A 25,521-nucleotide genomic window follows, 5' to 3' on the forward strand; every position below is an offset into this window, starting at 1 on the left:
CAGGCAGCGGCACCCGCCCCCCGCAGGCAGGACGACCCTGCGCTCACACGCCGTCCACACCCACGCCCCCGCCCCGAGGCCGGAGTGTCGCCTTGCGGCCATCCGGCCTCGGCACGCTGGCCCGGTGCTGGCCATGGCTTTCCCCGTCGATCTACGTCGCTGCCAGGTGCTCGGCCTGACCGGAACCGCCTTCCTCGCCCTGGGCGGGGAGACGGCAGGTGCCCTGCCGACGCCGGACCTCCCGGCGCCGGCCTCGGCCCGGGCGGCGCTCGGGCTGGTCGCCGTGTACTTCGGTGTCGTTCTGCTGATCGCCGCCTGGGCGCTGCTGGGCCGGCTGGTTCGCGGCCCGCGCCCGCCGTCCCCGCGCGCCCTGCTGCTGGTACTGGCCGTCTGGGCGACCCCGCTGCTGCTCGCACCGCCGCTGTTCAGCCGTGACGTCTACAGCTACCTCGCCCAGGGCGCCATGGTCGACGCCCACCTCGACGTCTACGCACACGGCCCCGCTCTGCTCGGCGGCCCGCTCGCCGACGAGGTCGCCCCGCTGTGGCGGCACACGGGCGCGCCGTACGGCCCGGTGTTCCTCGCGGCGGCCTCCGGGCTGTTCGGGCTGACCCGGGGTCAGCTGCCCGCCGGACTGCTCGGCATGCGGCTGCTGGCGCTGTTCGGTGTCGCCCTGATGGCGGCCGCGCTGCCGCGTCTGGCCCGGGCCGGCGACGCCGACCCGGCCGCCGCGCTGTGGCTGGGCGCGCTGAACCCGCTGGTCCTGCTGCACCTGGTGGCGGGTGCCCACAACGACGCTCTCATGCTCGGCCTGCTGGGCCTCGGCCTGGTCGCGGCCCTCGGCCGGCGCCCCCTGCTCGGCGCCGTACTGATCACGCTCGCCGCCCTGGTCAAGGCCCCCGCCCTGCTGGGTCTTGTGGCCGTCGTGGTCCTCCAGGTCCGCGCGGGCCGCCGCCTGCTGCCGGCCACCCTGTCGACACTGGCCGCGGCCGCCGCCGCGACCGTCGTGGCGACCGCCGTCGCGGGCACCGGCTACGGCTGGATCGGCGCCCTCGACACCCCGGTCTCCGCACACAACTGGGCCCCCACCAGTCTGCTCGGCCGTGCCACCGGCGCGCTGCTGGGCCGGCTCGGCAGCGACCTGGCGCCGCTCGCCGTCCCGGCCTGGCACACGCTCGGCCTCGCCGTCGCCGCCATCGCCCTGGCGGCCATATGGTGGCGACGGCACCCCCGCCCGGTGTACGCCCTCGGCCTGAGCCTGGCCGTGGTGGCCGCGTTCGGCCCGGCGATCCGGCCCTGGTACGCGCTGTGGGGCCTGTTCCTCATCGCGGCCGCGGCGCCCAGCGCTTCGGTCCGCCACCGGACGGCGGCCGTCACGGCGGTCCTCGCGCTCGCCGTCCTGCCCGGCGGTGGGCCGGCCGACACCGGTCAGCTCGTTCTGGCCGTCTCCGGCGGGGCGCTGGCTCTGGTCGTGCTGTTCCAGGCCCACCAGGTGGCACACCTGCCGGCGCTGGAGCGCACCGCGTGAGCCGGCCGACGCCGGACCGCCGCCCCCGCCCGTCGTTCACCCCTGCCACCGACCGAGGCCGGCTGCTGCTGCTCCTGGCCGTGGCCGCCGGGGTGACGGTGTTCACGGCGACCGTGCCGTTGCTGCGCGACTGGTTCGACCTGCGGGTCTACTACGGCGCCGTACACACGTGGGTCCACCACGGCGGGCGGGTCTACGACTACCGGGTGCCGGACACGGCGTACGGCTTCACCTACCCGCCGTTCGCGGCGGTCGCGATGCTGCCCATGGCCCTGCTCGGCCGCCCCGCCGCCCTCGCCGGGGCGCTGCTGCTGGACGCGGTGGCGCTGGCGGTCGTGCTGCGGGTGCTGGCGGGCCGGGCGTGGCGCCGGCCCGGCTGGTTCGGCTGGGGCCTGATCCTGTGCGCTCTCGCCCTGTTCGAGCCGCTGCGGGACACCGTGAGTTTCGGTCAGGTGAATCTCCTCCTGCTGGCGCTGGTCCTCGCCGACGCCTGGCTGCTGACCTCCGCCCCGGGCCGGGAGCAGGACGCCGACGGAGAGGGCCGCCGAGGGAGCCGGGCCGCCGCACTCGCCGGTGCCGGGATCGGGCTCGCGGCGGCGATCAAGCTCACGCCCGCGCTCTTCATCGGCCTGCTCCTGCTCGCCCGCCGCCGGCGCGCCGCGGCCGTCGCGACAGCGGTCGCCCTCGCGGCGACGGCCCTGGCGGCGCTCGTCGCGCCCGGTCCGTCCCGCTTCTACTGGACCGAGGCGATGTGGGACACGACGCGCGTGGGCCGTCTCGACTACGTCTCCAACCAGTCACTGCAGGGCGTGCTCGCCCGTCTGGGGGAACCGCAGCGCGGGCTGTGGGCGCTCGCCGTGGTGGCCGTGCTCGGCGTGTGGGCGTGGCGGACACGCCGGGCGGCCGCCGCGGGGGACCTGCCGGCCGCCTTCGCGCTGACCGGGCTCGCCGCGTGCCTGGTCAGCCCGATCACCTGGGTGCACCACCTGGTGTGGCTGCTGCCGTCCTTCGCGGTCCTGCTGCGTGCCGGGCACGCGCGCGTGGCGGGCGCCCTGTACGCGGTGCTGTGCACCAGCGTGGTCTGGCTGTGGGCTCACGACGCGTCCGGCGTGGCCGCCTTCGCCGGTTCCAACGCCTACACCTGGATCACGCTCGGTCTGCTGTTGTGGCTGCCGTACGGTCACCCGCGTGCGGCGGCGCGTTTCTTGGCGCGCAGCGACAGCGCGACGGTGGCGGCGCCCGCGGCGGCGGCGGAGGCGATCGCGGCAGCGTCCGTCCAGCCGAAGCCGCCGTGCGAGGCGGGAGCGGGAGCGGAGACGGCCGCGGCGACGGGTGAGGTGTGCGGCCCGTGCGGCGGAGGCGGTGCGCCGTGCGCGGCTGCGTCCAGCGAACCGACCGGATCGACCCGGCCCGCCGCGCCGAATCCCCAGTCCAGCAGCGCCCGTGCCTCCTCGTAGACGGCGTACCCGCCGCCCGCCTGAGGGTTCATCACCGTCACGACGAGCGTGCGGGCGCCCCGCCGGGCGGCGGCGACCAGCGTGTTGCCGGCCTGGCTGGTGTAGCCGTTCTTGATGCCGATGAGCCCCGGGTAGGCCTCCACCCCGTCGGCGCCGGTGAGCAGCCGGTTGGTGTTGCGGATGCCGTACGTCCATCCGCCGCCGCCCGGGAAGCTGGCCTCGGCCGTGCGGCAGTACTGCGCGAAGTCGGGGTCGCGCAGCCCTTCCCGCCCGAACACCGCGAGGTCGTACGCCGAGGAGACCTGGCCGGGCGTGTCGTAGCCGTCGGGGGAGACGACGTGCGTGTCAAGGGCGCCGAGGGCGCGCGCCTTGGCCTGCATCCGGGCCGCCGTCGCCGACCAGCCCCCGTTGAGTGCGGCCAGCACGTGCACGGCGTCGTTGCCGGAGTTGAGGAAGACACCGCGCCACAGGTCGGCGACGGTGTACGTGTGGCCCTCCGCGACCCCCACCCTGCTGCTGCCCGGCCCGATCCCGGCGAGCTCCTCCTCGCTGACCCGGTGTTCCAGGCCGGCCGGCAGGGCGGGCAGCACCGTCAGCGCGAACAGCGTCTTCAGGGTGCTGGCCGGCGGCAGCTTGCGGTGTGCGTCGTGCGCGGCGAGCACCTCGCCGGTGTCGGCGTCGGCCACCAGCCATGACAGCGCAGAGACGGCCGGCAGACGCGGGGCGCCCGCGCGCAGCCGTACCTCGGTGCCGTATGCCTGGAGCAGGGACGGCTGTGCCGCCCGCGGGCCGCCGGGCGTGGGCTCCGCTCCGCCCGCGGCGGCCGCCGCGGCGGGGGAGAGCGCGAGGACGCCCGCCACCGTGAGCGCACAGGTCGACAGGGCGACCCGGGAAGGAAATCCGATGGGCATACGATCAGCCTAGGAATCTCCGGGAGATTCCCCCTGCTGCCCGGGCCGAACGGGTCACGCGAGCACTCGTATGCCGCACGCCTTGCTGCGTACGGGCCCGATCGCCCGCCCGGCGCCCTGGTCGTGCAGGGCTGTCAGACCGACGGCAGGGTGGGCTGGACACGGCGCAGGAACGCCGCGTTGCCGGGGGTCTCGCGCAGCCGCTGCAGCAGCGTCTCCAGCCCCGCGGGCCCGCTCTGCGCCGCCAGGGCCCGGCGCAGTCCGCGCGTGGCGCCCAACTCCGCGGCGGGCAGCAGGAGTTCCTCGCGCCGGGTGCCCGAGGCGGGCAGGTCGATCGCCGGGAAGAGGCGGCGGGAGGCCGCTTCGCGGTCCAGCCGCAGTTCCATGTTGCCGGTGCTCTTGAGCTCCTCGAAGAACAGGTCGTCGGCGCGCGAGCCGGTCTCGACGAGGGCAGTGGCGAGAATCGTGAGCGAACCGCCCTCCTCGGCCAGCCGTGCGGCGCCGAAGAACCGCTTCGGCCCCTGCAGCGCTGCCGAGTCGACACCGCCGCTGAGGGTGCGGCCGCCGGCGGAGGCCGCGTGGTTGTGGGCCCGGCACAGCCGGGTGAGCGAGTCGAGCAGGAGTACGACGTCCTCGCCGTCCTCCACCCGCCGCCTGGCCCGCTCGATCACCAGGTCGGCCAGTGCGATGTGCTGGGCGGGCGAGCGGTCGAACGTCGAGGCGTACACCTCGCCCCGCACCGAGCGGCGCATGTCGGTGACCTCCTCGGGCCGCTCGTCGAGCAGCAGCACCATGAGGCGGCACTCGGGGTGGTTGCCCGCGATGGCGGCCGCGATCTGCTGCAGCAGCACGGTCTTGCCGGTCTTGGGCGGGGCGACGATCAGCCCGCGCTGGCCCTTGCCGACGGGTGCGAACAGGTCGACGACCCGTCCGGCGGCCCCGGCCGCCGGGTGCTCGAGCCGCAGCCGCTCCCGCGGGTGCAGCGGCGTCAGCTCACGGAAGTGACGTCGGCCGCGCGCCGCTTGAGGCGTACGGCCGTTGACGTGCCGTACCTCGGTCAGGCCCTGCCGTCCGCCACGCACGCCCTCGACGAGGTCGCCCTTGCGCAGGCCGTGCCGGCGGATCAGATCGGGGGCGACGGGCGGGTCGGTGGGCGCGGGCATGCAGTGGGCGCCGCGCAGGTGCCCCTTCCCGCTGCCGTCGATGTCCAGGACGCCGCTGACGAGCAGGCCGGACGGGGTCTGCCCGGCCACCGGCGGGCGTTCGAGTGTGGTGGTCATGGGAGTTCGGTCCTTTCGTGGAGGCCGAGATGAGACAAGCGAAGAAGAGGGGAGATGCCGCAGAACGGGGGGCGCGGAGGAGCGCGGCCCGGCGGAGGAAACGTCGTGCCTCGGCGGGGAAGATCCGCAGGCATCAGGCGTACGACGGAGAAAGCACCGAAGACGCAGAAAGAGGAGAAGATGCACCGACGCCCTCGACGGGGCGTACACACGTGCTGTTCGCACTGTAGCACCGGATGTCCGCAGTGCAACGGCAAAAGGGCGCCACCACGGCCAACGCGGTGACGCCCCGGGCTATTCCGGAAGGGTGTTCTGCCAGGTCAGACCGACCGGGCCGCGGCCTCGGCGGCGATTTCGTCGAACTTGGCGCCCATCGCCTCCGCCAGTGCCTGTGCGCCCGACAGGGGGCGCACCATGACCATGAACTCGTCGATCAGCCCGTTGTCGTCGAGGTGGATGAAGTCGCAGCCGGTCAGCTCGCGTTCGCCCACGCGGGCGGTGAACACCAGCGCGTGGTCGCGCTCGTCGGCGCCGGTCAGCTCACGGACGTACCGGAAATCCTCGAAGACCCGAACGACGCCGCGCAGGATCGCCGCCGTGATGGCCTTGCCGGCGTACGGCTTGAAGACCACCGGGGACGTGAAGACGACGTCGTCGGACAGCAGTGCCTCGACGGCGTCGAGATCGCCCGCCTCGACCGCCTCGCGGAACGCACGCATCGGGATCACCTCATACTCAATTATTTGAATAGGTGCGGAGGAGAATAGTCACCTGCTGTTAGCGTGTCCATATGTCGCTGAAGTTCGCGGTGCTGGCAGCCCTGCTGGAGGGCGAGGCCTCGGGGTACGAGCTGTCCAAGGTGTTCGACGTCTCGCTCGCCAACTTCTGGCCCGCCACACCGCAGCAGCTCTACCGCGAGCTGGACCGTCTCGCCGCCGACGGGCTGATCGAGGCACGGCTGGTCCAGCAGGAGCGCCGCCCGAACAAGCGGATGTTCTCCCTCACCGACCAGGGCCGCGCACAGCTGCGCGCCTTCGCGGTCGCGCCGCCGCGCAGGCCCACCGCCATCCGCGACGAACTGCTGATCAAGATCCAGGCCATGGACGGCACCGACCCCGCCGCGACCCGCGCGCTGATCGAGGAACGCAGGTCCTGGGCGCGCGGCAAGCTCGACCGCTACCGACGGGTGCGCGAACGCCTGCTGGACGGCCGTGACGAGGAGGAGTACCTGCGCGAGGCCGACCGGGTCGGCCCGTATCTGACCCTCATGGCGGGCATCTCCTTCGAGGAGGAGAACCTGCGCTGGTGCGATCGCGCACTCGCCGTCCTGGAACGGCGCGTTCCCCTAGGCTGACCCCGTGTTCAGCCCCGAAGGCCCCACCCTGCGCGAACTCGCCGTCCAGGCGCTGTCCTCCGTCGAGCACGGATACGACCTGCTCGCTCCCAAGTTCGACCACACACCGTTCCGCACCCCCCGCTCCGTCCTCGACGCCGTCGCCGAGCAGCTCGCCCCGCTCGGTCCCTACGACGACGGCCTCGACCTGTGCTGCGGCACCGGAGCCGGCCTCGATGTGCTCGCCCCGCTGTGCCGGCGCAGCGTCACCGGCGTCGACTTCAGTGCCGGGATGCTGGATGTCGCGCGGCGGCGCGCCCGGCCGGCCGGGCCGCGCGTGTCCTGGGTGCGCGCCGACGCCCGCGCGCTGCCCTTCGCCGGGGCCTTCGACCTGGTGGTGAGCTTCGGCGCGTTCGGCCACTTCCTGCCCCGCGAACTGCCCGGCCTCTTCGCCCAGGTGTACGCCGCGCTGCGCCCGGGCGGACGCTTCGCGTTCCCCGTCGTCGCTCCGCCCCGGGCCACCGAGCCGGCCTACTGGATGCTGCTCGGCTTCGACGCGGCGATGAGGGTGCGCAACGCTCTGTGGCGTCCGCCGTTCGTGATGTACTACCGCGCCGTCGGACTCGCGGACATGCGCCGGGAGTTGGAGCGCGCCGGGTTCGGGGTGGAACTGTACGCCCTGCCCGCGTTCGGGCGCCGCCGCGACGGCAGCCCCCGGGTGCGGGCGGTCGTCGCCCGGCGTCCCGCCTGACTCGACCTCTCAGCTTTCGACGCCTCCTCGCGCGCACTGTTGGCAGCGATAACAAGCTGTGCCATAGTTCGGGCCGCTACAGCCATTCAGTGCATGTTAGCGATCTCAAGGAGGAGGAGTCGTGCCCACTCCCCCCGCAAGACGAGCCGCAACCGTCGTCGCCGCCGTCCTGGCCCTGTGCGGCGGCGGACTGGCGGCGGGCCCCCCGGCCGCCGCCGCCAACTACACCGTGACCGTCGGCGCGACGGGGTCCTGGACCAACCCGGACGACACCCCGGCCGCGCCGTACCTCGACAAGGACGGCACCTTCTACTACCAGCAGGCGCACGCCCTCTACGGCGCGGACGACCCCCGCGAGTGGAGCTTCTACACCGGCAAGGACTTCGACAGCGCCACCCGTTCGAGCGCCCTGAGCGACGCCGTGAACCCGGCCGACCCGAACGACCGGAACAACGACACCACTTCACGCTGCAACAACAGCCCCACCGGCAAGGAAGCCACCTACGCGCCCACCGGCTCCCCCTACGCGCAGAAGAACTACTGCGACCTGGCCGGCGTGTGGGTCGATCCGGACACCGGCGACTGGTACGGCCTGGTGCACAACGAGTTCACCCCACAGCCCTTCGCCGACGGGCTGCACTACGACGCCATCGACTACGCCGTCTCCCACGACCGGGGCCGCACCTGGACCATCAAGGACCACGTGATCACCTCGCCGTACAGCACGCGGCGTGGCGACACGGCCGCCTTCCCGCAGCAGACGTACCACTACGGCGACGGCGACCCGCGCCTGTACGTGGACACCGCCTCCGGCTACTTCTACGTCTTCTACGGCTCCCGCATCGTCGACAAGGGCGGCAGCTGGCGCACCTTCCACGCGCACGTCGCCCGGGCGCCGATCGCCGGGAAGATGGCGCCGGACAGCTGGCGCAAGTGGTACGACGGCACCTGGTCCGAACCCGGCACCGGCGGCCGGGAGAGCAACATGGTCCCGGTCGACTCCGCCCACCCCACCGGCTACACACCGGCCGGCCAGGAGTACGACCCGGCCACCCCCGGCACCGCGGGCCAGCAGGTCGCCGCGGGCAAGATGCCGCCCACATCCCCGCTGTTCGTCATGGACATCACCTACAACGCCTACCTGGGCCTCTACATCGGCGAACCGCAGGCCGCCGACCAGAGCGGCAAGGCGCCGCAGCAGTTCTACGCCACCGACGACCTCGCCTCGCAGAAGTGGCGGCTGATCGGCGACACCGGCAGCCACACCAACGCCTCCTGGTACCGCTGGTTCCTCGACCCCGCGAACCGCACCAGCAACCGGATCGTCGGCAAGTCCTTCCGCTCCTACTGCTCCTTCGGCTGCTCGAACGACTCCTCCGGCGAGTACGTCGACATCACCATCGGTGCCTTGGCCCCGGCCGCACCCGTGCGCAGCGGCACCCCCTACCGGATCGCGAACGGTGACGGACGCGTCCTCGCCCAGGCCGCGGGCGTCAGCACGACGTCCCTGGCCGTCCCGAGCGGCTCCCGCCGGGAAGCGTGGACCTTCACGGCGAACGGCGACGGTTCGTACCGGATCGTCAACGCGGCCACGGGCCGGCTGCTGGGCGTCGACTCCGCCGCCACGGCCCAGCGCGCCTGGGGGACGCGTCCGACGGTCACCGCCGCCGGCCCGGGCGGGCCGACCGTCGGGCAGCAGTGGTTCGTCGTCCCGGGCCGCACCGCCGACGGCACGCCCACGGGGGCCTACCGGCTCGTCAATCGCTACAGCGGCCTGGTCATCGGTCTGTCCGCGGCGCGCGGCAGGCTCGCCGAGACCACACCGCTGCGCGGCTGGACGGACACCGGCGGCAGCCCGGTCGGCGCCTCCCGCACCGCCGCCGAGCAGACCCTGACCCTCACCCCGGTCCGCTGACCGCGGTGTGTGAGCGGCCGGGATCCGCCTCCACGGGTCCCGGCCGCGCTGCGTTGTCAGCCGGCGGCCGGCAGCGTGAACTCGTAGACCAAGGCCTCCTGCTGGGCGTCCACCACCAGGTCGGTGATCTCCAGCGGGCGGGCGTACTGGTCGTGCACATGGCGCGTCACGCGCATCGACGGGCCGTCGTCGGGGCGGACGATGGCGTCACGGTGGTGCAGGGTCAGCCCGGCGCGGCGCATCCAGTCGTAGACCCGGCGCAGCTCCGCCGAGGCGGTGCCGTCGGCGCGGTCGCGGTACCGGGCGAGTTCCTCGACCTCGTTCAGCGCCACCGCCGAGAAGGACGTCACGGCCGTACGCCGGCCGCGCCCGTCGGCCGCGGTGGAGTGGTAGCGGTGCACCAGGGTCGGCCGGTGCGGGGCGAGACCGAGCGCCTCGGCGTGCTGCGGCGGGGGCGGCTGCCAGGCGACCGTGGCCCGCTGCAGGCCGCCCCGGTCCGTGCCGCGGGCGCCGACCGGGAAGGTCAGCGCCGGGGTGAGTCGCGGGGCCGGGCCGGGCAGGGTGGCGTGACTGCCGCGCCGGTCGGTGGCGACCAGGCCGCGGTCGCGCAGCACCTCCAGCGCCTGGCGCACGGTCTCCCGGCTGACACCGTAGTACGCGGCCAAGTACCGTTCGCTGGGCAGCCGTTCGCCCGGCGGGACGGTCCCGCCGGTCAGTTCGGACACCAGAAGTGCCGCGACGCGCTGGTACAGAGGCTCGTCCGCGTCGGCGGTGTGCGGGTGGTCGAGCGGGGTGGTGCGGGCCATGCCGCGCCCTCCTGTGGGTGACGTACGTGTCGTTCGCGCTCAGTCACCACAGGATTACCATTGGTCTACACCAGCAGGGAAGCGGGGGCCGCCGGTTCGGCCGAAACGAGACCACCCGCACCCGTTGGTCACAGCGTGTCGTACAGGGCGCCCACCAGCGCCCTCTTACGGGGATCGTCGGCGATGTGCGGGCCCATGCGGTTCATCACGTAGCCCAGCGAGACGCCCGCGTCCGGGTCCGCGAGGCCGCACGAGCCGCCGAAGCCGTCGTGTCCGAAAGCCTTCGGATCCGGACCGTAGGAGCCGTTCGGACCGCTGAGCCACAGCCCGAGCCCGACCTCCGTCTCGTGCGCGAAACCCGCACCGAGCACCAGGTCGCGGCAGGCGCCCTGGCCCTCGCGCACCCGCTCGGCCGCCTCGGCCGACAGTAGCCGGCGGCCGCCGAACGCGCCCCGCCCGGCGAAGACGCCGTACAGCGAGGCGACCGCCCGCGCGGTGCCGTGTCCGTTCGCGGCCGGGATCTCGGCGGCCCGCCAGCGCGCCGAGTTGGCCTGTGCCGCGCCCACCGCCGGGTTGGTCAGTGCGGCCAGCGCCGCCGGGTCCAACTGGGCGAAGACCGCGGCCCGTTCGCCGCTCGCCGGGGCCGGTGCATGCACCAGTTCGGCCGCCCTGTGCGCCTCGGCTTCCGGCAGGCCGATGGTGAAGTCGATCCCCAGCGGGCCGGTCACCTCCTGCCGCAGGAACGCCCCCGGCAGCAGTCCCGTCACCCGGCGCACGACCTCGCCGACCAGGAAGCCGTACGTCAGCGCGTGGTACCCGGACACCGTCCCCGGCTCCCACCAGGGCTCGGTCGCGGCGAGCCGGCGGGTCGTCAGCTCCCAGTCGCACAGCTCCTCGAAGGAGTGCGGCTCGCGCAGCCCCGCGAGCCCCGCCCGGTGCGACAGCAGGTGCCGCACCAGCACCTTCTCCTTGCCGGCCGCCGCGAACTCGGGCCAGTACGCGGCCACCGGCGCGTCCAGGTCCAACAGCCCCCGATCGGCGAGGATGTGGGCGGCGAGCGCCACCGGGCCCTTCGTCGTCGACCACACGTTCACCACGGTGTCGCGCTCCCAGGCCCGGGTGCGCGCCGCGTCCGCCCAGCCGCCCCACAGGTCCACCACCGTTCGGCCGTCGACGGTGACGGCCACCGCGGCGCCGAGTTCCCCGCGCTGCCGGAAGTTCTCCTCGAAGGCCTCCCGCACCGCCGTGAACCGGGGGTCGCAGTGGCCGTGCACCTGTGGCTCGTCGTGGGACATGGGCCCTCCTCAGTCAGGTACGCCGGGAGCCCGGGCCGCACTGTGCGGCGCCGGGCCCCCCGAACGTACCGACTGGTCGGACCGGAAGGAAGGGGGTCAGGCGTAGGAGCGCATCCAGCGCATGCGGGCCGCGTCCTGATAGGGACCGCCGCCCTCATGGTCGTTGAACTCGTAGACCTCGATGGCCTTGTCGTCGTGGGCCCAGGCGTTGAAGGCGGCGAACACCGTGGACGGCGGGCAGGTCTCGTCCTCCAGCGCCGCCGAGAACAGGGCGGGCGCCCGGCCGCGCGCGGCGAAGTGCACGCCGTCGAAGTACGACAGGGTGCGCAGCGTGTCCTCGGTGCGGCCGCGGTGCGTCTTGAGGTAGAGGCCGATCTCCCGGTAGGGGTGGCGGTCGGTGAGGGTCGTCGCGCGCGGGAAGTCGCACAGGAACGGCACGTCCGGGGCGACGGCCACCAGGTCGGTCACCAGACCGCCCACCGCGATCGCGATGCCGCCGCCCTGGCTGGCGCCGAGCGCCACGGTGCGCGAGGCGTCGGTGCGCGGGTGCGAGCGGGCCGCCTCGACGGCCCGTACGGCGTCGGTGAACACACGCCGGTAGTAGTAGTTCTCCGGAGCGTCGATGCCGCGGGTCATGAACCCCGGGTAGGCCGGGGCACCGCCCACCGGGTCCGCGGTGCCGCCCCCGCCGCCCCAGGCGCTGCCTTGCCCGCGGGTGTCCATCACGAAGTGCGCCCGGCCGCTGGAGGCCCACAGCAGGTGCTCGTGCGGCAGCCCGCGCCCGCCGCCGTAGCCGACGAACTCCACGATCAGGGGGAGCGGCTCGCCGGCCCCGGCGGGGAGCATCAGCCAGCCCTTGACCGGGTGGCCGCCGTACCCGGCGAAGGTCACGTCGTACACCTCGACGGTGGACAGGCCCGTCTCGACCGGCTCGAAGCGGGCGTCGAGGTCGTGCTCGCGGGCCTGCTGCAGGGTCTTCGACCAGAAGGCGTCGAAGTCCTCGGGTTCGATGGACGCGCTGCGGTGGTCGCGCAGATCGTCGAGGGGCAGGTCGAACAGGGCCATACGGGACCGCCTCAGGGTGTGTGGGCCATGCGGAACGATCACACCGTACGGGGCGGTGACAGCGCTTGCTAGGGGTGCTCTCGCCGCGGACGGCCGCTAAGGGCCAGGTGCTGCGGACGGGCGTCACGCCGGCCGGCGCCGGGTCCACAGGGGTTCCGTGAGGGCCCAGTCCCGGTCCCACTCGTCGAGCCGGTGGCGCAAGGCCACCCGGCGCACCACGCCGTGCGCGAGGAGCACCACGGCGACCGTGCCGCCCGTGGCGGCGACCCCCATGGACAGGGTGTGCTGCCAGACGGCGGACTCCGTCGGCGGTGCGGCCAGGTTGTGGCCGTGGGCGTCGAACCAGACGTCGACGCTGTCGCCGGTGTGCGTGCCCGCGGGCACCCGGGCCATCGCCGTGTGCGTGGCGCCGCCCGGATCGCTCCAGCGCACAGCCACCGGGGTGGTGTGCCGGCTGCCGCCCTCCACGCTCGGCGGTGTGTCCGGCGTCCTGCCCACGACCTTGGCGTGCACCTCGTGCCGGTCCGCGCGCTGCCGCGTCGCGATCGCCCGTGCCTCGCCGTGCGCCCACCAGCCGGTCAGTATCCCGGCCAGAGGCGCGCCGACGAGCAGGAGCGCCGCGACGACCAGCGCCGTCCACGCCTCCACCACGTCGCACCGGCGCCGCAGCGGATTGCGCCGCCAGCGCCAATTGCGCACCCGGGTTCGCATGTCGATCTCCTCGCCGTCACGCGTGCGAGTGCCCACATGGATCTCCTACCCCGTCCAGCAGACATCCTTCACCGGTTCCGCGCAAACGGGAAGTCCCGGACGCCCCGGACATCCGGCCTCCGGTCAGCCGAAGCGTTCGATCCGGATCCGGTCCACCGGCTGGCCGGCCGCCACCAGCAGCCGCGAGGCGTGCTCGGCGAAGGCGTTCGAACCGCACACATACGCCTCCCAGCCGCCCGGCGGCGCCGTGTCCACCAGCGGCGCCACCTGTCCGGCGTGCAGCCGTCCCACGGGCATCCCCGCGGGGGCGCGCCGGGTGAACACCGGGGTGGTCTCGGGGCCGTACTCACGCGCGTAGATCAGGTCCTCGGGGCTGCGCGCCGACACCAGCAGCCGCACCGGCGGGGTCAGTCCGCGCGCCCGCCGGTACCTCACCATCGACATCAGCGGTACGACCCCGGAGCCCGCGCCGATCAGCAGCGCCGGCCGGTCGCCGGGCCAGGCGAAGAAGCCGCTGACCGGGCCGCGCACCTCGACCGTGTCACCGGGCCGGGCCACGGTGTGGAACCAGCCGGACACCTCGCCGCCCTCGACGTGGTCCAGGGTCAGCTCGACGTGCCCGCTGTCGTCCGGCGCGGACGCGATCGAGTAGTGCCGCTGGGCGACATAGCCGTCGGGTGCGGTGAGCCGCAGCAGCAGGTGCTGGCCGGGCAGATGGCCGGGCCAGCCGGGTACCGCCAGCCGGAACGTGGCGGCGCGCGCGGTCTCGCGGCGGATCGCGGCGATCGTGGCGGTCTGCCACACGGAGGCCGCCTGCTCGCTCACGGCGATCCGGCCGGGCACCGCGAAGCGGGTCGGGGGAGTGAAGGTCTCAGTCACCGGAGTACCGCTGCTCCTGCCAGGGGTTGCCGCGCGGGTGGTAGCCGTTGCGTTCCCAGAAGCCCGGCTCGTCGTGGTCGAGCAGACGCAGACCCGCGATCCACTTGGCGCTCTTCCAGAAGTACAGATGCGGCACCAGCAACCGCGCCGGTCCGCCGTGCTCGGCGGGCAGCGGGCGGCCGTCGTGGGTGAACGCGATCCAGGCCCGGCCGCCGGTCAGGTCCGCCAGCGGCAGGTTCGTGGTGTACCCGGTGTGCGCGTAGGCGACGGCGTGCGTGGCGGAGGCGTGCGGTCGTACCGCGTCGAGGAAGACGTCCAGGGACACACCCGAGAACCGCGTCCCGAACCGCGACCAGCCGGTGACGCAGTGGATGGCGCCCTCGTAGGTGGAGGCGGGCAGTTCCTGGGCCTGCGCCCAGTCCCAGCCGCGGGGCCGCTCGACCAGCCCGTCGATCCGGAAGGTCCACTGCTCCGGAGCGATGTCCGGGGTGACCTCGGCGGACAGTACGGGCCAGTCGTCGCCCGCGTCGTACTGACCCGGCGGCAGGCCCGGGTCCTGGACGCGGGGGCGTCCGGTGAAGCCTCGGGTGACGTTCATGATTCAACCGTAAGGGGTCGCGCCGCGTGCCTCGTCCCCGCCGATCGTTGCGGCCGTATGAACATCCCGCAGGTCGGGGAATACGCCCCCCGATCCCTCGCTTGCCGCCGGTGAACAGCGAAGGAGAGTGAGGAAGCCCATGCCCAAGGCGTACGTCTTCACCCGGTACGGCGGCCCCGAGACCGAGGCGCTCGTCGACGTGGACCGCCCCCGGCCGGGGCCCGGCCAGGTGCTGATCGCGGTGCGGGCGGCCGGGGTGAACCCGGTGGACTTCAAGCTGCGCACCGGCTACCGGCGCCCCGGCGAGAGCGGCGAGCGGGAGTTCCCCGCGTACTTCGGCAGCGAGGTGGCCGGTGTCGTGGAGGAGACCGGGCCGGGCGTCGACGGCTTCGCGGCCGGCGACGAGGTCTTCGGGCGTCCGGTCGTCGGCGGCTGGTCGCAGTACGCGCTGCTGTCGGTGGACCTGATCGCCCGCAAGCCGGCCGGGGTGACCTTCGCCGACGCGGCCACGCTGCCCGTGGCCGCGTCGACCGCCTACGCCGGGGTACGGCAGCTCGGCCTGGCGCCCGGTGCGACCGTGCTGGTCACCGGGGCGGGCGGCGGGGTCGGCGTGGCCGCGGTGCAGATCGCACGGGCCCTCGGGCTGCGGACCGTGGGTGTGGCGAGCGACGGCAAGAAGGACCTCGTCGAGTCGCTCGGCGCCGTCCATGTGCCCTCCGGCCCGGGCTGGACCGAGCGGGCGCGGATCGCGGCGCCCGACGGCATCGACGGGATCTACGACCTGGTCGGCGGCGACGTGCTCGCCGAGGCGGCGACCCTGCGCGCCGCAAGCGCCGGGCTCGTCACGGCCGCGGCACCCCCGGAGGACGCCGCACGGCTGGGCAGCTCCCGCGTGGCCCGGGTGCGCGACAACGCCGTCCTCGAGGCGGTGGCCGAGCTGGTGGCGGACGGCGATCTGGACCCGCTCGTCACCCGGACGTTCCCGCTGGAGCGGGCCGGTGAGGCGCTGCGCGTCGTCGAGGCGGGCCACGCCCGCGGCAAGACGGTGATCGAGGTGGCCGCATGAGCGCCGCGCACGTCCTCGACAACCCCGCCCTCGCTTCGCTCACCGGCCCGCACGCCCCCTTCGCCGAGCGGCGCGGCCGCGTGCTGCGCTACCCGCTCGGCGTGTCGCCCTGGCTGGCCCTGCCCGACGAGCCGGACGCCCAGGACTGGGCCGACCTCGCGGCGCTCGCGGGTCCCGGCGCCGAGGTCCCGCTGCCGGGCTTTCGGGGACAGGTCCCGGACGGCTGGGAGATCACCTTCCACATCGAGGGCGTCCAGCTGGTGGACCACGGCCTGGCCGCCGCACCCGACCCGGAGGCGGTCCGGCTCACCCCCGCCGACGTGCCCGAGATGCTCGACCTGGTCGCGCGCACCCGCCCCGGCCCCTTCCTGCCCCGGACCATCGAGCTCGGTACCTATCTGGGCATCCGGCGTGGCGGCACGCTCGTCGCCATGGCGGGGGAGCGGCTGCACCCGCCGGGCTGGACCGAGATCAGCGCGGTCTGCACCGATCCGGCCTTCCGCGGCCAGGGCCTGGCCACCCGGTTGATCCGCGCCGTCGCGCACGGCATCCGGGCGCGCGGGGAGACGCCGTTCCTGCACACCGGCGCGCACAACGCGGGCGCCATCCGGCTGTACGAGTCCCTGGGCTTCCGGCTGCGCCGCCGTACGGCGTTCCTCGAGGTGCGGGTGCCGGAGACGCTGGGGGAGGGGCGGGCCGTGCCGGTGGCGTGACCGAGAGGCCCGTCAGGCTCCCTTCTCCTGCGCCGGCGTCCAGGCGTTGTAGCGCACGAGATAGTCGGCGAAGCGGGCCAGGTCCTCCTCGGGCCAGTCCGCGAGACGCTCGCGGAAGGCGGCCCGGCGGCTGACGGTGACCTGGGCGAGGATGCTGCGGCCGGCCTCGGTCAGGTGCAGGACCTGGACGCGGTGGTCCTCCGGGTCCTGCCGCCGCTCGATGAGGCCGGCCCGCTCCAGCGCCGCGACCTGGCGGCTGACCGTGGACTTGTCCAGGGCGTAATGCGCCGCCAGGTCGGTGGCGCGGCAGCCGCCCCGCTCCTCCAGGTGCCCGAGCAGCGTGTAGGAGACCAGCGACAGCTCCGGATGCATGCGCCCGGCCGACGCACGGGCACGGCGCGCGAAGATCGTCATCTCGCGCTGGATGGCCTCGACGGCCTCGGCTGCGTTCACTTGCCCTCCTTCGGGGTTCTGGTTGTATAGTACAACTGTAGAAAGAGTTGTATAAGCCAACCATAGGAGGAGTGAGCGATGAGGTCGCCCGCCGTGCGCCATGTGCTCACGCACCTGATCACCCCGTTGCTGATGTGCCTGGGCATGGGGCTCGCGTACATGGGGGCGTTCGTCACCCCGGAGCCGAACCACCTCCCGGTCGCCGTCGTCGGCTCCGGACCCGAGGCCAAGGTGCTCGCCCAGTCGGTCAAGGACGCCGCCGGCGACAAGCTCGACGTCCGCACGGTCGCCACCCGCGACGCCGCCGTCGACCTGCTGAAGCACCGCGACATCACCGGCGCCTACGTGCCGGGCGCGGGCGGCCCCGAACTGGTCGTCGCCACCGCCTCGTCCGACATGGGCGCCACCGCCGTGGAGAAGGTCTTCACCCCGGTCGCCGAGAAGCAGGGCGCCCCGCTGAAGGTCACCGACGTGGCCCGGCCCGTCTCCGACGACCCCACGGGACAGGGCCTGTTCTTCCTGCTCATCGCCGTCTCCATCGGCTCCTACGCCTCCGTCGCCGCGATCGGCGCCGCCGGCGGCGCGCTGGCGATGCGGGTACGCGCCCTGCTGGCGCTCGGCGTCTCGGCCGTCGTCGGCGGCATCGGCACGCTGCTCGCCGGACCGGTCTTCCACCTCGCCCACCACGACCTCGCCGGGATCTTCGGCATGGCGTGGCTGTACTCCGCGGGCATCCTGTTCATCGGCGTCGGTCTGCACACCTTCCTCAAGCGGTGGACCACGCTCGCGATGATGGTGCTGTTCGTGATGCTCAACTTCACCAGCTCCGGCGGCCTGTTCCGGCCCGAGCTGCAGAACGGCTTCTTCGGTTCCCTGCACGCCTTCTGGAACGGCGCAGGCTTCGTGGAGGGCACCCGCAGCCTGCTGTACTTCGGCGATGAGGGCCTCGGCCGCACGCTGTGGACGCTGGCGGCCTGGCTGCTGGCCGGCCTCGCGGTGGCCGGCCTGGCCGCCCTGTACGAGCGCTCCAGGACGCCCGTCCCCGCCCCCGCCCCGCAGGCGGAGGAACTGGCGGCGGAGGAAGAGGCCGAGGAGACCGTCGGAGTGTGATCACCAGGCGGCGGCGCTGGGGTAGGGTGGCGGTCCGGCTGCGGACCGCCCCAGCCGTGCGTCACCGAGGGAGGTGGGACCCATCACCGCAAGGACAGGTCGGGTGCTCTCCCCTCGCCGCGCGCGGACCGCCGGCGGCAGGTGACCCAAGGGAGCGCCCTTCGGCTACCGAAAGGCCCTCGGCTTCCATGCCCACACCTTCCCCGTCCGTTCCCTTCTCTTCCGTCGTCGCCCGACTGCGCGCCGCCGGCTGTGTCTTCGCCGAGGACGAGGCGCGGCTGATCCTGGACACCGCGCGCGGCGACGACGAGGCCGCCGCCATGGTGGAGCGCCGCGTCGCCGGGCTCCCGCTCGAACTGGTCCTCGGCTGGGCCGAGTTCCACGGCCTGCGCGTCACCGTCGAGCCGGGCGTGTTCGTCCCGCGCCGGCGCACCGAGTTCCTCGTCGACCAGGCCCTCGCCCAACTCCCGCACGCCTCGGTCGTGGTGGACCTGTGCTGCGGCTCCGGCGCGGTCGGCGCGGCCCTGGCCGCCGCGCTGCCCGGCGTCGAACTGCACGCCGCCGACATCGACCCGGCCGCCGTGCGCTGCGCCGGAGGCAACGTCGCCGCGTACGGCGGCCAGGTCCACCGCGGCGACCTGTTCGCGGCGCTGCCGGACCGACTGCGCGGCCGTGTCGACATCCTCGCCGCCAACGTGCCGTACGTCCCCACCGCCGAGGTCGGCCTGCTGCCGGCGGAGGCACGTGACCACGAGCCGCTGACCGCGCTGGACGGCGGCACGGACGGCCTGGACGTGCTGCGGCGGGTGGCCGCGCAGGCGCCGCACTGGCTGGCCCCCGGCGGCTGCCTGCTGGTGGAGACGAGCGAGCACCAGGCACCCGCGGCCGTCGAGGCGTTCACCCGGGCCGGGCTCGTCCCGCGACGGGCGGTGGCGGAGGAGGGCTACGCCCACGTGGTCATCGGGACGCGGGCGCAGGCCTGAGAGCGCGTCAGGGCGGGGGCCGCGCACGGAACGTGGCGGCCCTGCGATCCAGCGCGAGCGGCTTCTTCCGGGGCGCCGGCGTCAGGTCGTGGCCCCGCCCCCGGACGCGCCCGGCGACGGCTCGCCGTCCCACCGGTGGTCGCGGAAGCCGTCGCGGCGGTGGCCCTGGCCCCGGCCGAAGAAGTCGCCGCCGAGGGAGAGGACGGCCGTGCGCTTGCCGTCGTCGCCCCGGGTGCCGACCAGGACGACCGAGTCGCCCTTCTTCGGCGTACCGATGCGGACGGTGGCGTCCGGGCCCACGGTCCACGTCCACGACGCACCGTCGGCGCTCTTGACGGTGACCTGGTCGCCGGAGACCGACTCGACGGTGCCGCGCTGCCAGATCCGTTCCACCCACTTGCCGGTGTCGGTGTCCTTCACGGTGGCCTCGCCGTGCACGGCCTCATCGAAGCCGAACCAGGGGCCGCCGCGTTCGTGACTCCCGTCCGGCCCGCCCGGAGACGGTGACGACGACGTGGAGGCCCCGCGCGGCGTCGGAGAGCTGTCCGAGGTGGCCGCGTAGGCGACCGTTCCACCCAGGGCGAGCACCGCGACGGCCGTGGCCGCGATCACCGTACGGCCCCGGGCCGGCCGGCGCCGCCACCGCTCCGTCACTGACGCGCGCTTCCCCGAGTGCTCCTGGTCCGGCTCGTGCATGTGGATCACTCTCCTCGGCCGCCTTCATGGCACCCCTGCCTGTGATTGTCCGAGGGGGCCGGTAAGGACGGGGTAACGGTTTCCTGTGAATCATTCGTCCTGCCGGACCCGGGCGATGAGCAGGGCGACGTCGTCGTGGTTGTCGGGTTGGTGCAGCGTGCGCAGCAGCAGGTCGCAGACCTCCTCCAGCGGGCGTTCCGGGTCGTCCAGGAGGGTGAGCAGCATGTCGAGGCGCTCGTCGAGGGAGTGCCGGCGCGTCTCCACCAGGCCGTCGGTGTAGAAGACCAGCTGGTCGCCGGGGCACACCTCGACGGTCGTGGTGGAGAAGGCGACCCCGCCCACGCCGAGCGGTGCGCCGGTCGGCAGGTCGAGCAGCTCAGGCGGCCGCCCGGCGCGTACCCGGACCGGCGGCAGGTGCCCGGCGTTGGCGATCCGGCACTGGCCGAACCGCGGGTCGTGCACGGCGTACACACAGGTCGCGATGGCCTCGTCGAGGCCGGAGGTGATCTTGTCGAGGTGTTCCAGGAGCAGCGCGGGATCGAGGTCCAGCGAGGCGAGGGTGTTGGTGGCGGTGCGCAGCCGGCCCATCGTCGCGGCGGCGCTGATGCCGCTGCCCATCACATCGCCCACGACCAGCGCCGTCTTGCCGTCCTCCAGCGGGATCACGTCGAACCAGTCGCCGCCGACCTCGCTCGTGGCGCCCGCCGGCTGGTAGCGCGAGGCCACCTCGAGACCGCCGGTGAGCCGTGGATGGCTCGGCAGCAGGCTGCGCTGCAGGGTCAGGGCGGTGTTGCGGGCGTTCTGGTACCAGCGGGCGTTGTCGATCTGCACGGCGGCCCGGGCCGCCAGCTCCCGGGCCAGCAGCAGGTCGTCCCGGCTGAAGGGCAGCGGGTTGTTGGTGCGCTTGAGGTCGAGGGCGCCGAGCACCTCGCCGCGCGCGATCAGCGGGACGGCCAGATAGGAGTGCACGCCGGCCGCCTCCAGCAGTTCAGCGGCCTCGGCGGAGCGGGCGATGCGCGGCAGGTTCTCCGGCCGCACATGCGCCATCATCACCGGCCGGCCGGTGCGCACGCACTCGGTGACCAGCCGGTCCGGGCCGTACCGGGCGATCTGTCCCGGCGGGTCGGCCGCCCGCAGCGCCTCCGGGGCGTCACGCGCCTGTACGGCGAGCGCGCGGATCACCGCCGCCTCGGCCGGGCCCAGGCTGCTGCGCCGGCCCTCCACGACCGCCTCCAACAGGTCGACGGCGGCGATGTCGGCGAGTTCCGGCACGGCCACGTCGGCCAGTTCGTGCGCGGTGCGGTCCAGCTCCAGCGTCGTACCGATCCGGGCGGAGGCGTCGGCGATCACGGCCAGCCTGCGGCGGGCGGCCTCCGCCTCCACGCTCGCCTGGTACTGGTCGGTGATGTCCACGACGGAGGCGGCCACACCGAGCACGTTGCCGACGGTGTCCTCCAGCCGGTACAGGGAGATCGTCCAGGCGTGCTCCTCGTCGAGGTCGGCCGGCGTGCGGCCCACGATGGCCTGGTCGACCACCGGTTGCCCCGTCGCCAGCACCCGGCGCGCCGCCGACTCCATCGCGTCCGCGTCCAGGTCCGGCAGCACCTCGCGCAGCCGGCGGCCCAGGTGCTCGTCGGCGGGCAGGCCGTTGATGCGCTCCAGGGCCGGGTTGACCGACACGAACCGCAGGTCGATGTCCAGCACGGCCAGGCCGATCGGCGACTGGGTGACCATCCGCGTCGACAGCGCCACGTCCCGCTCCAGGCGGCGCACGGTCGACCGGTCGGCGCACAGCCCGAGCGCGTACACGTCGCCCCGGTCGTCCAGCAGGCGCATGTTGCGGAACTCCACCAGCCGCGCGGTGCCGTCCTTACGCCGGACGGGGAAGGCGCCGGCCCAGCTCTGCCCGGTCTGCATGACGTCCGCGAACAGCTTCACGACGAGGTCGACGTGCTGCTCGTGCACCATGATGTGCGCCGCGTACCGGCCGAGCGCCTCCTGCGCGGAGTACCCGAACAGCTCCTCGGCCTGCGGGCTCCACAGCACCACCCGCCCCTGCGCGTCCAGCACCACGGAGGCGACGTTCAGCACGTCGAGGAGCCCGCTGGGCTGCACCGGTCCGCCCGGCGGCTGGTCGCCGTCGGTCACGGGAGATCTGGCTGACGTCATCCAGGTACCGCCTCCGCCCGTCCGTGCGGCACGCGTTCCCCCGTGCCGACTCCCCATGTTGTACCGCGCACAATCCTTTCTCCTACGCCTTGCGCCCTCACTTCCACCATCCCCCAACACGGCCGGAAACGTCCGGCCGACGCAGCGGGGCGCGGCGCGTTCCCGCGCGGGCGCGGCGCCGCCGGGCCGACGGAACGCGTTCACGTTGTTGGTCTGTACATGACCAACGTGCCCCGCCAGACTGTGCGCGACCACCCCCTGACCGAGGAGTCGGCCCATGCCCCCACGCACCGTCCGGCAACGCTGTCGCACCGTCCTGACCGCCCTGGTGGCCCTCACCTTCGTGCTGTGCGGCGCCCCGCACGCCACGGCCGCGGACACCTGGAACGAGGTCGGCTCCGACCGCGCCGACCCGCTCACGGAGAGCCAGGGCCTGGCCTCGATCGAGGTCCCGGCCGGCAGTCCCCATCGCTACACCGGCATCGGCACGGTCCCGCTGAGCGTCTCCAGCCGGGGCTGGAACCATGTGGGCGACCCCGACGCCACCTACGACGGCCACTACGTCGAGCCGTACCAGCGGGACTCGGGCGACGCGAAGATGTTCCGGGTGCAGGCGCCGGGCGGCGGCTGGTCGGAGTACGTCCACACGCTGAGCCCGGGGGAGGCCCTGAACAACTCCTGGGTGGCGATCAGCCCGGACGGCCAGTGGATGCTCACCGGGGAGTGGGGCACGATGACCCGGCTGCTGGTCCTCCCCACGCCCGGCGTCAACCCGGCCACCTCGCCCTCGGCGAACCTGCCGCAGGCCGCGACCGTCCGCCTCGACCACGCCGTCCGTGACGTCCAGGGCTGCGACTTCGTCACCTCCACCCGGCTGCTGTGCGCCTCCGACGACCCCGAGGGAACGCTGTTCGGCGTGACCAAGCCGCTGCTGCAGATCGACCTGTCCGCCGCGCCGAACGGCACCGCCGACGTGAACGGCCAGGTCAGCGCCCTGCGCCAGCTGCCCCTGCGCAGCGCCTGCTCCGGTGGCTTCGAGGCCGAGGGCGTCGACTACGACCGGCGCACCGGCACCCTGCGCGTCATCGTCGTCTCGCCCGGCTTCTGCGTGCTGACCGACAGCAAGACCTACCGCCTGGTGCGCGGCTGAGTCCGCGGGCCCGTTCCGGCCGCCGGTGGCCCTTTGGTGGCCCGCACCGGCGGCCGGTGCTTTTCTTGGGTGTGGGGGAGCGGCACCGCGGGGACCCGTCCTGCCGCAGCGCGGTCATGGAAGGAGCAACGCATGCACCAGCACATGGACAACGAGCAACCGCACCCGCACTCGGTCACGGTGGAGATCAGTGACTGCCCCAAGGAGGACGCCCGGATCGTCTTCGATGCGCTGTGCGGGTACTTCGAGTCCGACCGGTGCAGTGAGGACGTACCGGAGCAGTTCTCGCAGGTCCGTCCCATGGTGTGGCTCGGCACGTTCGACGTCCACGACGCCCACGAGGGGGCCGGCGGGGTCCGCCCCGGACGGCTGAACGGCGCCGTCACCGCCGACGTCCAGGGCGGCTACTGGGCGATCGACCGCTTCCGCAAGACGCTGGACGACCTGTTCACCGTCAACGACCTGAGTCACGCCTCGGGCGACCAGGAGCGGGAGCTGCACGTCCGGCTGGAGAACAGGTGATACCGGCCACCTCGTTGTGCAACTAGTTGCATAAAGGCTCGCGGGTCCTCTAGAACAGTGCGCAAGACACCGCGCACGGAGGGCCCGATGAGCCGTTACCCGCACCTGCTGAGCCCGCTCGACCTGGGATTCACCACACTGCCCAACCGCGTCCTGATGGGCTCGATGCACGTAGGCCTGGAGGAGGCCGAGCGGGGCTTCGAACGCATGGCGGCCTTCTACGCCGAGCGTGCCCGCGGCGGCGTGGGCCTGATCGTCACCGGCGGCATCGCCCCCAACGACGAGGGGCGGCCGTACGAGGGCGGCGCCAAGCTGACCACCGACGCCGAGGCCGACCAGCACCGCCAGGTCACTGAGGCCGTGCACCGCGAGGGCGGCAGGATCGCCCTGCAGATCCTGCACTTCGGCCGCTACGCCTACCACCGCGACCTGGTCGCCCCGAGCCCGGTCCAGGCCCCCATCAGCCCGTTCCCGCCGCGCGAGCTGACCGACGCCGACATCGAGCGCACCATCGACGACTACGCCCGCACGGCTCGTCTGGCGCAGCAGGCCGGCTACGACGGCGTCGAGATCATGGGCTCCGAGGGCTACCTCATCAACGAGTTCATCGCCGCGCAGACCAACCAGCGCACCGACCGCTGGGGCGGCTCCTACGAGAACCGCATGCGCTTCCCGGTCGAGATCGTGCGCCGGGTGCGCGAGGCCGTCGGCGAGGACTTCATCGTCATCTACCGGCTCTCCATGCTCGACCTCGTCCCCGGCGGCTCCACCCTCGACGAGGTGATCACCCTCGCCAAGGCCGTCGAGGCGGCCGGCGCCACGATCATCAACACCGGCATCGGCTGGCACGAGGCCCGCATCCCCACCATCGCCACCTCCGTGCCCCGCGGCGCCTACACCTTCGTCACCAAGAAGCTCATGGGCGAGGTGTCGATCCCGCTCGTCACCACCAACCGCATCAACACCCCCGAACTGGCCGAGCAGCTGCTCGCCGACGGCGTCGCCGACATGGTCTCCATGGCCCGCCCGATGCTCGCCGACCCGGAGTTCGTCAAGAAGGCCGCCGAGGACCGCGCCGATGCCATCAACACCTGCATCGGCTGCAACCAGGCCTGCCTCGACCACACCTTCGGCGGGCTGATCACCTCCTGCCTGGTCAACCCGCGCGCCTGCCACGAGACCGAGCTGGTGCTGTCCCCGACCCGGCTGGCCAAGCGCGTCGCGGTCGTCGGCGCCGGCCCCGCGGGCCTGGCCTGCGCCGTCTCCGCCGCCGAACGCGGCCACACCGTCACCCTCTTCGACGCCGCCGAGGAGATCGGCGGCCAGCTCAACGTGGCCCGCAAGGTCCCCGGCAAGCAGGAGTTCGACGAGACCCTGCGCTACTTCCGCCACCAGCTCGACGCCCGCGGCGTGGACGTACGCCTCGCCACCTGGGTGGACGCGGAGGACCTCGCGGACTACGACGAGGTCGTCGTCGCCACCGGTGTCACCCCGCGCACCCCGGACATCCCCGGCGTGGACCACCCCCGCGTCGTCGGCTACCTCGACGTGCTGCACGGCGGCGCCCCCGTCGGCGACCGCGTCGCGATCCTCGGTGCGGGCGGCATCGGCTTCGACGTCGCCGAGTACCTCACCGACAGCGGCGACCGGGCCAGCGAGGACCCGGCGACGTACTTCCGGCATTGGGGCGTCGACCTGGACTACCGGGCCCCCGGAGGCCTCGCCGCACCGCAGCGGCCCGCCCCGCCGCGCAGTGTGCACCTGCTCCAGCGCAAGACCAGCAAGGTCGGCGCCGGCCTCGGCAAGACCACCGGCTGGATCCACCGCACCGAGCTCAAGCACCGCGGCGTCACCATGGTCCCGGGCGTGGCGTACGACCGGATCGACGACGCCGGGCTGCACCTGACCGTCGACGGCGAGAGCACGGTCCTCGAGGTCGACACCATCGTCCTGTGCACCGGCCAGGACCCGCGCCGGGACCTGTACGACGCGCTGGTGGCGGCGGGCCGCAAGGCGCACCTGATCGGGGGCGCCGACGTGGCCGCCGAACTGGACGCCAAGCGGGCCATCAAGCAGGGCACGGAGGTCGCCGCCGCCCTGTAGGCGCGCGGCGCGTCCCTAGGATGGCCC

Annotated in this window: 23 protein-coding genes and 1 pseudogene; 12 read left to right on the plus strand and 12 right to left on the minus strand. The window is 73.6% G+C overall.

Annotated features, from left to right (window positions below):
- The first annotated feature begins 37 nt into the window (after positions 1-37).
- Together mptB and AB0J12_RS22025 are read left to right on the plus strand one after the other, a co-directional pair.
- Positions 38-1,528 (plus strand): polyprenol phosphomannose-dependent alpha 1,6 mannosyltransferase MptB, encoded by a 1,491-nt coding sequence (mptB, locus tag AB0J12_RS22020; protein ID WP_363266147.1) that lies wholly within the window; start codon positions 38-40, stop codon positions 1,526-1,528.
- The gene (locus tag AB0J12_RS22025; protein WP_363266027.1) at positions 1,525-2,985 is read left to right on the plus strand and encodes a glycosyltransferase 87 family protein; all 1,461 of its coding nucleotides are present in this window, start codon (positions 1,525-1,527) and stop codon (positions 2,983-2,985) included. The genes mptB and AB0J12_RS22025 overlap by 4 nt, the downstream gene beginning before the upstream one ends.
- A gap of 35 nt (positions 2,986-3,020) precedes the next feature.
- Here the strand turns inward: AB0J12_RS22025 and AB0J12_RS22030 are convergent.
- The 3 genes and pseudogenes from AB0J12_RS22030 to AB0J12_RS22040 all read right to left on the minus strand — a co-directional run.
- A pseudogene (locus AB0J12_RS22030) lies at positions 3,021-3,896 on the minus strand (serine hydrolase); the annotation flags it as partial.
- Positions 3,897-4,030: 134 nt separating this feature from the next.
- Positions 4,031-5,176 (minus strand): transcription termination factor Rho, encoded by a 1,146-nt coding sequence (gene rho / locus AB0J12_RS22035; protein ID WP_363266028.1) that lies wholly within the window; start codon positions 5,174-5,176, stop codon positions 4,031-4,033.
- A gap of 320 nt (positions 5,177-5,496) precedes the next feature.
- Positions 5,497-5,895: a nuclear transport factor 2 family protein gene (locus AB0J12_RS22040; protein WP_363266030.1), complete on the minus strand. Its 399-nt coding sequence runs from the start codon at positions 5,893-5,895 to the stop codon at positions 5,497-5,499.
- A 71-nt stretch (positions 5,896-5,966) separates the two neighbouring features.
- Here AB0J12_RS22040 and AB0J12_RS22045 point away from each other — a divergent pair, with 71 nt between their 5' ends.
- The 3 genes from AB0J12_RS22045 (at position 5,967) to AB0J12_RS22055 (ending at position 9,175) form a co-directional block, all read left to right on the plus strand.
- Complete coding sequence (locus AB0J12_RS22045) at positions 5,967-6,530, plus strand: PadR family transcriptional regulator (RefSeq protein ID WP_363266031.1); 564 nt, start codon at positions 5,967-5,969, stop codon at positions 6,528-6,530.
- A gap of 4 nt (positions 6,531-6,534) precedes the next feature.
- On the plus strand, positions 6,535-7,260 hold the full coding sequence (locus tag AB0J12_RS22050) for a class I SAM-dependent methyltransferase (protein WP_363266032.1): 726 nt from the start codon (positions 6,535-6,537) through the stop codon (positions 7,258-7,260).
- Positions 7,261-7,489: 229 nt separating this feature from the next.
- On the plus strand, positions 7,490-9,175 hold the full coding sequence (locus tag AB0J12_RS22055; RefSeq protein ID WP_363266148.1) for an RICIN domain-containing protein: 1,686 nt from the start codon (positions 7,490-7,492) through the stop codon (positions 9,173-9,175).
- Positions 9,176-9,231: 56 nt separating this feature from the next.
- Here AB0J12_RS22055 and AB0J12_RS22060 read toward each other — a convergent pair whose 3' ends face one another.
- The 6 genes from AB0J12_RS22060 to AB0J12_RS22085 form a co-directional block, all read right to left on the minus strand.
- Complete coding sequence (locus AB0J12_RS22060) at positions 9,232-9,981, minus strand: GntR family transcriptional regulator (RefSeq protein WP_363266033.1); 750 nt, start codon at positions 9,979-9,981, stop codon at positions 9,232-9,234.
- A gap of 128 nt (positions 9,982-10,109) precedes the next feature.
- Positions 10,110-11,276, minus strand: coding sequence for a serine hydrolase domain-containing protein (locus AB0J12_RS22065; protein ID WP_363266034.1), 1,167 nt, complete (start codon positions 11,274-11,276; stop codon positions 10,110-10,112).
- Positions 11,277-11,372: 96 nt separating this feature from the next.
- Positions 11,373-12,341, minus strand: a complete 969-nt coding sequence (locus tag AB0J12_RS22070; RefSeq protein WP_363266035.1) for an acetylxylan esterase — start codon at positions 12,339-12,341, stop codon at positions 11,373-11,375.
- Between the two features lie 123 nt (positions 12,342-12,464).
- On the minus strand, positions 12,465-13,052 hold the full coding sequence (locus AB0J12_RS22075) for a hypothetical protein (protein ID WP_363266149.1): 588 nt from the start codon (positions 13,050-13,052) through the stop codon (positions 12,465-12,467).
- Between the two features lie 123 nt (positions 13,053-13,175).
- A complete protein-coding gene (locus tag AB0J12_RS22080; RefSeq protein ID WP_363266036.1) occupies positions 13,176-13,931 on the minus strand; it encodes a ferredoxin reductase in 756 nt (251 codons plus the stop codon).
- Positions 13,924-14,529 (minus strand): sulfite oxidase-like oxidoreductase, encoded by a 606-nt coding sequence (locus AB0J12_RS22085; RefSeq protein ID WP_363266037.1) that lies wholly within the window; start codon positions 14,527-14,529, stop codon positions 13,924-13,926. Before AB0J12_RS22085 ends, AB0J12_RS22080 begins: the two co-directional genes overlap by 8 nt.
- A 139-nt stretch (positions 14,530-14,668) precedes the next feature.
- On the opposite strand from AB0J12_RS22085, the gene AB0J12_RS22090 reads away from it, so the two are divergent.
- Both AB0J12_RS22090 and AB0J12_RS22095 read left to right on the plus strand, forming a co-directional pair.
- On the plus strand, positions 14,669-15,595 hold the full coding sequence (locus tag AB0J12_RS22090) for an NADP-dependent oxidoreductase (RefSeq protein ID WP_363266038.1): 927 nt from the start codon (positions 14,669-14,671) through the stop codon (positions 15,593-15,595).
- Complete coding sequence (locus AB0J12_RS22095; protein WP_363266039.1) at positions 15,592-16,308, plus strand: GNAT family N-acetyltransferase; 717 nt, start codon at positions 15,592-15,594, stop codon at positions 16,306-16,308. Before AB0J12_RS22090 ends, AB0J12_RS22095 begins: the two co-directional genes overlap by 4 nt.
- A 12-nt stretch (positions 16,309-16,320) precedes the next feature.
- Here the strand turns inward: AB0J12_RS22095 and AB0J12_RS22100 are convergent, their stop codons facing one another.
- Positions 16,321-16,761: a MarR family winged helix-turn-helix transcriptional regulator gene (locus AB0J12_RS22100; RefSeq protein WP_363266040.1), complete on the minus strand. Its 441-nt coding sequence runs from the start codon at positions 16,759-16,761 to the stop codon at positions 16,321-16,323.
- A gap of 78 nt (positions 16,762-16,839) precedes the next feature.
- Here AB0J12_RS22100 and AB0J12_RS22105 point away from each other — a divergent pair, with 78 nt between their 5' ends.
- Together AB0J12_RS22105 and AB0J12_RS22110 are read left to right on the plus strand one after the other, a co-directional pair.
- Positions 16,840-17,871, plus strand: coding sequence for a hypothetical protein (locus tag AB0J12_RS22105; RefSeq protein WP_363266041.1), 1,032 nt, complete (start codon positions 16,840-16,842; stop codon positions 17,869-17,871).
- 188 nt (positions 17,872-18,059) lie between these two features.
- Entirely contained in the window at positions 18,060-18,854 is a 795-nt protein-coding gene (locus tag AB0J12_RS22110; RefSeq protein WP_363266042.1) for a putative protein N(5)-glutamine methyltransferase, read from the plus strand.
- 81 nt (positions 18,855-18,935) lie between these two features.
- Here the strand turns inward: AB0J12_RS22110 and AB0J12_RS22115 are convergent, their stop codons facing one another.
- Together AB0J12_RS22115 and AB0J12_RS22120 are read right to left on the minus strand one after the other, a co-directional pair.
- A complete protein-coding gene (locus AB0J12_RS22115) occupies positions 18,936-19,550 on the minus strand; it encodes a hypothetical protein (protein WP_363266043.1) in 615 nt (204 codons plus the stop codon).
- A gap of 90 nt (positions 19,551-19,640) precedes the next feature.
- Complete coding sequence (locus tag AB0J12_RS22120) at positions 19,641-21,719, minus strand: SpoIIE family protein phosphatase (protein WP_363266044.1); 2,079 nt, start codon at positions 21,717-21,719, stop codon at positions 19,641-19,643.
- 277 nt (positions 21,720-21,996) lie between these two features.
- Here AB0J12_RS22120 and AB0J12_RS22125 point away from each other — a divergent pair, with 277 nt between their 5' ends.
- The 3 genes from AB0J12_RS22125 to AB0J12_RS22135 all read left to right on the plus strand — a co-directional run bounded on the left by AB0J12_RS22125 (position 21,997) and on the right by AB0J12_RS22135 (position 25,494).
- Positions 21,997-22,869 (plus strand): hypothetical protein, encoded by an 873-nt coding sequence (locus AB0J12_RS22125; RefSeq protein ID WP_363266045.1) that lies wholly within the window; start codon positions 21,997-21,999, stop codon positions 22,867-22,869.
- 144 nt (positions 22,870-23,013) lie between these two features.
- A complete protein-coding gene (locus tag AB0J12_RS22130; protein WP_363266150.1) occupies positions 23,014-23,391 on the plus strand; it encodes a hypothetical protein in 378 nt (125 codons plus the stop codon).
- 87 nt (positions 23,392-23,478) lie between these two features.
- The gene (locus tag AB0J12_RS22135; RefSeq protein ID WP_363266046.1) at positions 23,479-25,494 is read left to right on the plus strand and encodes an NADPH-dependent 2,4-dienoyl-CoA reductase; all 2,016 of its coding nucleotides are present in this window, start codon (positions 23,479-23,481) and stop codon (positions 25,492-25,494) included.
- The last annotated feature ends 27 nt before the right edge of the window (positions 25,495-25,521 follow it).

It is taken from the genome of Streptomyces sp. NPDC049915, assembly GCF_040656475.1.
Taxonomy (GTDB): domain Bacteria; phylum Actinomycetota; class Actinomycetes; order Streptomycetales; family Streptomycetaceae; genus Streptomyces.

Excerpts from the sequence above, each read along its gene's own strand:
- AB0J12_RS22120 (WP_363266044.1), bottom strand. The coding sequence starts at position 21,719 with ATGACGTCAGCCAGATCTCCCGTGACCGACGGCGACCAGCCGCCGGGC.
- AB0J12_RS22045 (WP_363266031.1), top strand. The coding sequence starts at position 5,967 with ATGTCGCTGAAGTTCGCGGTGCTGGCAGCCCTGCTGGAGGGCGAGGCC.
- AB0J12_RS22060 (WP_363266033.1), bottom strand. The coding sequence starts at position 9,981 with ATGGCCCGCACCACCCCGCTCGACCACCCGCACACCGCCGACGCGGAC.
- AB0J12_RS22075 (WP_363266149.1), bottom strand. The coding sequence starts at position 13,052 with ATGCGAACCCGGGTGCGCAATTGGCGCTGGCGGCGCAATCCGCTGCGG.
- AB0J12_RS22125 (WP_363266045.1), top strand. The coding sequence starts at position 21,997 with ATGCCCCCACGCACCGTCCGGCAACGCTGTCGCACCGTCCTGACCGCC.
- AB0J12_RS22070 (WP_363266035.1), bottom strand. The coding sequence starts at position 12,341 with ATGGCCCTGTTCGACCTGCCCCTCGACGATCTGCGCGACCACCGCAGC.
- AB0J12_RS22110 (WP_363266042.1), top strand. The coding sequence starts at position 18,060 with ATGCCCACACCTTCCCCGTCCGTTCCCTTCTCTTCCGTCGTCGCCCGA.
- rho (WP_363266028.1), bottom strand. The coding sequence starts at position 5,176 with ATGACCACCACACTCGAACGCCCGCCGGTGGCCGGGCAGACCCCGTCC.
- AB0J12_RS22040 (WP_363266030.1), bottom strand. The coding sequence starts at position 5,895 with ATGCGTGCGTTCCGCGAGGCGGTCGAGGCGGGCGATCTCGACGCCGTC.
- AB0J12_RS22085 (WP_363266037.1), bottom strand. The coding sequence starts at position 14,529 with ATGAACGTCACCCGAGGCTTCACCGGACGCCCCCGCGTCCAGGACCCG.
- AB0J12_RS22115 (WP_363266043.1), bottom strand. The coding sequence starts at position 19,550 with ATGCACGAGCCGGACCAGGAGCACTCGGGGAAGCGCGCGTCAGTGACG.
- AB0J12_RS22130 (WP_363266150.1), top strand. The coding sequence starts at position 23,014 with ATGGACAACGAGCAACCGCACCCGCACTCGGTCACGGTGGAGATCAGT.
- AB0J12_RS22135 (WP_363266046.1), top strand. The coding sequence starts at position 23,479 with ATGAGCCGTTACCCGCACCTGCTGAGCCCGCTCGACCTGGGATTCACC.
- AB0J12_RS22065 (WP_363266034.1), bottom strand. The coding sequence starts at position 11,276 with ATGTCCCACGACGAGCCACAGGTGCACGGCCACTGCGACCCCCGGTTC.
- AB0J12_RS22095 (WP_363266039.1), top strand. The coding sequence starts at position 15,592 with ATGAGCGCCGCGCACGTCCTCGACAACCCCGCCCTCGCTTCGCTCACC.
- AB0J12_RS22090 (WP_363266038.1), top strand. The coding sequence starts at position 14,669 with ATGCCCAAGGCGTACGTCTTCACCCGGTACGGCGGCCCCGAGACCGAG.
- AB0J12_RS22105 (WP_363266041.1), top strand. The coding sequence starts at position 16,840 with ATGAGGTCGCCCGCCGTGCGCCATGTGCTCACGCACCTGATCACCCCG.